Here is a 7,089-nt window from a genome sequence, read left to right on the forward strand (position 1 = left end):
TTTTTTTTGCAGGCGGAGGACGGCAGACGGATAAGGGGGCCGGCTCGGGGGCTCGGGGATGTGTATAAGGGACAGGTCCCAAGCCAGCTTGTTGCACTGCGAACCGCGGCATCCTCCGATGGCATCACGCTGGTTGAGATCCCCGTGGACAATGCCACCGAGCTTGCGGCAGAACTCACCAAACAGGCTGCATCCATTACGGGCAAAGACACGGTCATTTTAGCCATTGCCGAGCCGCTCAGTGTGACACCGGACAGTTTTTTGGTGGTTACTGAATTTGCACAAGCCCATAACATCCCGGTGGGAGGCGCGTACATGTCCCTGGAGGGTCACGAGAGCGTTTACGGCCTGATACCCCGGAGTGTTCCGCAGGGTAGACAGGCAGCAATCCTTGCTGACAAGATCTTCCGGGGTACGCCCGCAGGCGAGATCCCGGTGGTCACCGCAGAGAACTATTTCCAGGTGAATTACCGGCAGGCACAACAACTCGGCATTCCGGTTAGCGAAGGCCTGCTGAGCAGGGCAGACGAGATCATCCGGTAAGGCAGACGGCAGAACATGAAACCCTGTGGGGTGCTGAACACGATTCCAACGCAAACATCGATCCAAAGAAACGAGGCGCCCCGGAATTACACCCCTCACCCGTGCGACAAGGATGAACGAATGAGACAAACATGGAGATGACACCGATGCCACAGACGCCCCCAAAGAAAAAGAAATTCCGCAGCCTGACGGTAACGCTGGCAATAGCGTTTGTTGCCATGAGCCTCGCCATCGTTCTCGTTACCACCGGTCTCCAGGGTTATTCCAATTACCAGAACCAGCAAAGGACCATCTCCTATGAGCAGAAGCTCATTGCCCAGGGTGCAGCCGACTCCGTGAAAAATATGGTCACAGACAGGATGGACAAACTCCGGGGGACTGCATACCTGTCTGGTCTTGCGACTTCGCAACCGGAACAGCAGAAAGCAACTCTGGACAAACTCCTGCACTTCGATCCGGCATTCCGCCAGGTCATCCTGTTCGATGCCAGCGGGGAGGAGCTGGTACGGTCATCCCGGGTTTCCCGCGCTGAATCAAACCCGATCTCAGACGCGATCAGGGCGGATATCTTATCACAGGCTATCCAGGGAAAAACTATCATCGGGCCGGTCTATATCGATGAAAAATCCAGCGAGCCGATGGTGGTCATGGCAGTACCGGTCACGGATATCTTCGGGGATTACAAGGGGGCCCTGGCCGCTGAGGTGAACTTAAAATTCATGTGGGACCTTGTCGGGAACCTGAAGATCGGCGAGGGAGGTGCAGCGTATGTCGTGGATGGCCGGGGGAACCTCATTGCCTATGGAGATATCAGCCGGGTTCTCAAAAGAGAGAATGTTCTTGGCCTTGAGGAGGTTCACCGGTTTGTCAGTAACCAGGCCCCCTCTTTCGATGCAGAGGAGTCACTGGGAATCGAAGGAGATACCGTAATTGCCAATTATGTCTCATTGGGAGAACCGGACTGGGCCGTTATTGTGGAGATGCCCAAAGAAGAGGTTTACCGGGAGTTCAATAAAGGACTGTACCGGACGATCGTCATCCTTTTCGCAAGCCTCGTCTTAGCGTCCGTTGCCGGCATACTCCTTTCACGGTTTATCACAAAACCCCTGATCCTCCTCCGTGACGCCACCCGCGAGATCAGCAAAGGGAACCTGGATACCCGCGTAGAGATCTCCTCGATGAACGAGATCGGGGAACTGGCTGACTCGTTCAACAGGATGACTGCAGACCTGGTCCAGACAACCGTCTCCCGGAATTATTTCGATGATATCCTGAAGAGTATGTTTGATATGCTGATCGTCCTCGCGCCGGATGCCACGATCCAGTCGGTAAACCGGCGGACCTGCGATGTGCTGGGCTATCAGGAGGATGAACTGGTTGCCCGTCCGTTCTCCCACATCCTCTCACCCGACAGCCCCCGTCCGGATAGCGGGGCAACCGGCATGCTGCCCGAGACATGGGCAGTCACGGAGATCGAGCGGACCCTGATGACGAAAGGGGGCCGGAAGATCCCTGTCATCCTTTCTTCATCCGTCATGCACGATGGCACCGGGGCCGTCCGTGGCATTGTCTGCCTGGCGCACGATATGACCGGGCGCAAGAAAGCCGAGGAGGAACTCCGGGAGTCGCGGCAACTTTTTATGGACATTATCAGTTTCCTCCCGGATCCCACATTTGTTATTGACAAGGCCGGTACCGTGCTGGCATGGAACCGGGCGCTCGAAGTGATGAGCGGGGTTCCTGCAGAAGAGATCATCGGAAAGGGCAATTATGAATACAGCCTCTGGGCATACGGCAGGAGGCGCCCGCTCCTTATCGACCTGGTGCTCGACCCCGACAAGGACTCCGCGCGCCTGGATTACACGGATATCCGCTGGGTTGGCCGGACGGTGACCGCCCAGACTGTCATCACGAAGGCCGACGGGAAAAAGATCCCCGTCTCGCTTGTCACATCCCCACTGATCGACTCACAGGGTAACACCGTTGGTGCTATTGAGTCCATTCGGGACATTACCTCGGTCAAGAATGCCGAGGCAGACCTTGCACGACTGAATGCGGGTCTTGAAAAGATTGTGAAGGAGCGGACACAAGCTCTCGAAGAGGAAGTTGAAATCCGGAAACAGGCTGAGGCTGCTATCCGTTTGTCCCTGGAAGAGAAAGTTCTGCTCCTGCGGGAGGTTCACCACCGGGTCAACAACAACCTCCAGATCATCATCAGCCTCACAAAACTCCAGCTGCGGACGCTCGAAGACCCGGGGATGAAACAGGCCTTGAGTGATATGCAGAACCGTGTCCGGGCAATGGCCATTGTCCACGAGAAACTCTACCAGACAGAGGATCTCTCCTCCATCGATATGGCAGATTATACCCGGTATCTCGTTACCCAGATCTTCAGCCATTACAAGGTCGACCGGCAGAAGATTGCCCTCACCATCGATATCGGGAAGATCCTCCTAAACATCGATACGGCAATCCCGCTCGGTCTCATCCTCAATGAACTGGTGGGGAACGCCATCAAGTATGCGTTCCCTGATGGGAGGAAGGGTGAGCTCACGATCCGGATGACAGAAGACGGGGAGATCCTGACCGTCGTTGTCCAGGATAATGGGATCGGCATCTCTTCAGACATTGACATGCAGAATGCTCCCACCCTCGGCATCCGGCTCGTCAGCAACCTCGTTGACCAGCTCTTCGGGACAATCGAGCTCGACCGCTCATCCGGCACAACGTTCACCATGGTGCTCCATGAGACGAAATGAGGGGGGGTCGCAATGAAGACTCCCCTTGTGCAGGAACGCGCAATGACTGAACGGCAGTGGCAGGCACTAGTGCTGGCAGCATCGGCTGTCGTCATCATCCTGACCATATGGTGCCTTGCTTTCGGCATCACGATCATCTTCATGCACCTGTACTATATCCCCATCACCCTTCTCGCCTATCGCTACCGGAAAAAAGGGATAGCGGCTGCGGCCCTGTTGAGCGGAATCTATTGTGCCCTCGTCATTGGTTCCGGGGCTGGTGCCACCGAAGCAGCAGGCGCACTCATCCGGGCCTGTGTGTTCGTGGCCGTCGCAGCCCTCATCGCATTCCTCTCGGAGGCAGTCGCTGAATCACGGGACCGCCTGAAGAAAGCGGGGGCTATCCAGATGGGGATTATCCAGAATGCCAATGTCCTGCTGATAGTGCTGGACAAGAATGGCGTCATCCGCGAATGGAACCGGGCGGCAGAAGAGATTAGTGGTTATCCTGCAGGAGAAGTCATCGGGAAGAATTCGATCTGGAAACAACTGTATCCTGACAGCAGATACCGCAAGGAGATCACCAAAACGATCGGCGGGATCATTGAAAAAAATGATTACCTCGAAAATTTCCGGACCACCATTTCGTGCCGTGACGGGTTGAAAAAGACCATTCTCTGGAATACGAAGGCGCTGCCCCAGGTAAGAGATGAACCCTCTCAGTTTATCGCCGTAGGAGTGGACATCTCGGAGCGTGCTCGCGCCGAGAATGCCCTGCGGGAGAGCGAGGAGAAGATCCTCCTTATATTGAACTCGGCAGCTGAGGGGATCTATGGGATCGATATGAACGGCAACTGCACGTTCTGCAATGCAGCCTGCCTCAGGATACTCGGGTACGCGGACGAGAAGGAACTGCTTGGCAGGAACATGCACTGGCAGATCCATGGCAAGCATGCGGACGGCTCCGAGTTTCCTGTTGACGAGTGCAGGATATTCCGGGCATTCCGGAGGGGAGAGGGCACGCATGTCGATAATGAGGTACTCTGGCGTGCCGACGGGACATCGTTCCCTGCCGAGTACTGGTCCTACCCCCAGCGCTCCCATGGCCAGGTCGTTGGTGCCGTGGTCACATTTTTCGATATCACGGAGAGAAAACGGATTGAAAATGCATTGCGGGAGAGCGAACAGAAGTACCGGACACTCTTTGATAATATGCTTGAAGGCTTTGCCTACTGCCGCATGATCTATGACGAGAAGGGCCGGCCTTTCGACTGGGTGTATCTTTCCGTCAATCGTGCGTTCGGACAGATGACGGGGCTCTATGGTATCGAAGGGAAGCGGGTCCTCGAAGCGATACCCGATATCCGAACACTCACGCCTGAACTCTTCGACATGTACGGGCGTGTTGCCCAAACAGGTGTTCCGGAGATGTTCGAGATCGATTTCAAGCCCCTGCGGCGGTGGCTGAAAGTCTCGGTCTTCAGCCCGGAAAAGAATTATTTCGTTGTCGTCTTCGAAGACATCACTGAGCGGAAAGAGAGCCAGAAGCGGATCGAGGCGCTGCTCCGGGTCCAGGAAGAGCAGCTTCGAATCATCAATACCAGCCCAGCAGTCGCATTTCTCTGGAAAGCCGAAGATGGGTGGCCGGTCGAGAGCGTGAGCGAGAATATATCACAGTTCGGCTATGTTCCGGAAGATTTTACTTCAGGCCGGATCTCCTTTCCTTCCATAATCCACCCCGACGACCTTGAACGTGTGACGGATGAAGTCGCGTACCATAATACCCAACAGGCCCGTGACTTCATCCAGGAATACCGTATCTTCGACAAGAACCACGGCCTGCACTGGATATCCGATTATACCCATATCCGGAAAGATGAGGCAGGAGGTATCACCCACTATGAGGGGATCGTCCTTGACATAACCAGCCAGAAGCAAGCCGAAGAAGACCTCAGGGAAACCAACAATTACCTGACCAGTCTCTTCGATTATGCCAACGCCCCGATCATTGTCTGGGATCCCGGGTTCCGGATCACGCGGTTCAACCATGCCTTCGAACGCCTCACCGGAAGGACGGAGAATGAGGTCATCGGAGAGCACCTTTCGATCCTGTTTCCGGAATCAGGTCTCCAGTCATCCCTTGATCGGGTCCGGTCAACCCTCGAGGGCGTGAGGATGGAGACTGCCGAGATCCCGATCCTTACCAAATCCGGCGAAGTCCGGACCGTTCTCTGGAACTCGGCCACCATCTTTGACGAAGAGGGGAAGACCATCATCGCCACTATTGCACAGGGGCAGGATATTACGGACAGAAAACAGGCACTTGATGAACTTGAGCGGCTCAACACCAATCTCGAGAACATTGTCGAAGAGAGGACCCGTGCGTTGAATGAGGAAGTCCAGCAACGCCGGCAGGCAGAGGTTGCGATCCGTGAATCCCTCGACGAAAAAGTGCTCCTCCTCCGGGAGGTTCACCACCGCGTAAATAACAACCTCCAGATCATCATCAGCCTCATTAAACTCCAGGCAAGGTCCCTGGAAGATGAGGAGATGAAACAAGTCCTTTCCGATATGCGGAACCGGGTACAGGCAATGTCTCTTGTCCATGAACGACTTTACCAGTCAAAAAGCCTCTCCTCTATAGATATCGCCGATTACACGAGGTTCCTTGCAACCCAGCTTTTTGCTTTTTATGGCGTGGATCACCGAAGGGTTGCCCTCCGGACAGAGATGGATAAGAACCAGCTGGACATAGAGACAGCTATTCCGCTCGGTCTCATCCTCAACGAACTGATCTCCAATGCCCTCCGACATGCCTTCCCCGGTGATCGCATTGGGACAATCACGATCAGCAGCCATCTTGAAGGAGACCTGATCTCCATTGGGATCGCGGATGACGGGGTCGGCATGAGCCCGGACTATGACTGGCGGGGGAGTGCATCCCTCGGTTTCCGCCTCGTGAACAGCCTCGTCGACCAGCTGGGAGGGACGATCGAGAAGAAGAACGGGGAGGGAACAACATTTAATATCCTATTTCCCAGAAAGACTACAACAGGGAGTGTATGAGTGAGCGGACCTGCAATTTTTATCGTCGAAGATGAGGCAATTGTTGCAAGCGACATCAAAGAGACCTTGATCAGCCTCGGGTATACCGCTGCAGGAACGGCGAAATCCGGAGAACTTGCCCTTGAGAAGATCCAGCAGAACCTGCCGGACCTTGTCCTGATGGACATCCACCTTGCCGGGGAGATGGACGGCGTTGATACAGCGGGAAAAATCCACGCACTCTACGGGATCCCGGTCATCTACCTGACCGCCTATGCCGATAAAGTCCTGCTCGAACGCGCGAAAGTGACAGAACCGTACGGGTATGTCGTCAAACCGTACGATGAACGCGAACTCCACTCCGTCATCGAGATGGCCCTGTACAAGCACCGTATCGAGAGCGAGATCAAAAAACGCGATGCCATCCTATTTGCCGTCAGCTCCGCCGTGGAATGGCTCCTGCGGGTCTCCCGCAAGGGAGGCACGGTATCAGACAAAGTGCCGGAATTCGCTGCCTCCGACATCCGCGACATTCTTGAACCCATCGGCCTTGCGCTGGATGCTGGAGCCATCGGTATCTTCCAGGTCCGGACCTCCGGCCCGGCACCAGCCATCAGCATGCTCTACGAATGGGGGTGCCAGGAGTACCATTCTTGCCTCTTCAAACCGGAACTTAAGCAGTTCACCTTTGCAACCATGGGGCTGTCGCGGTGGGAGAGTCTCCTGAGAAGGGGTGAAGAGATCTCGGCAATCGTTTCAGCAC

4 protein-coding genes are annotated in these 7,089 nt (G+C 55.3%); all 4 read left to right on the forward strand.

The annotated features are described in order from the left end of the window. On the forward strand, positions 1–543 hold a 543-nt coding region (locus CW742_RS04645; RefSeq protein ID WP_292417145.1), incomplete at its 5' end, for an ABC transporter substrate binding protein. Between the two features lie 146 nt (positions 544–689). After that, positions 690–3,302, forward strand: a complete 2,613-nt coding sequence (locus CW742_RS04650) for a PAS domain S-box protein (protein ID WP_292417148.1) — start codon at positions 690–692, stop codon at positions 3,300–3,302. A gap of 12 nt (positions 3,303–3,314) precedes the next feature. After that, the gene (locus CW742_RS04655; RefSeq protein ID WP_292417151.1) at positions 3,315–6,347 is read left to right on the forward strand and encodes a PAS domain S-box protein; all 3,033 of its coding nucleotides are present in this window, start codon (positions 3,315–3,317) and stop codon (positions 6,345–6,347) included. Then, a partial coding sequence (locus CW742_RS04660; RefSeq protein WP_292417154.1) for a response regulator occupies positions 6,348–7,089 on the forward strand: 742 nt, incomplete at its 3' end.

It is taken from the genome of Methanoregula sp. (assembly GCF_002835825.1).
Lineage (GTDB): Archaea > Halobacteriota > Methanomicrobia > Methanomicrobiales > Methanospirillaceae > Methanoregula.

What these genes read in the sequence shown, in the direction of transcription:
- CW742_RS04650 (WP_292417148.1), top strand. Translation starts at nt 690, where the DNA reads ATGCCACAGACGCCCCCAAAGAAAAAGAAATTCCGCAGCCTGACGGTA.
- CW742_RS04655 (WP_292417151.1), top strand. Translation starts at nt 3,315, where the DNA reads ATGAAGACTCCCCTTGTGCAGGAACGCGCAATGACTGAACGGCAGTGG.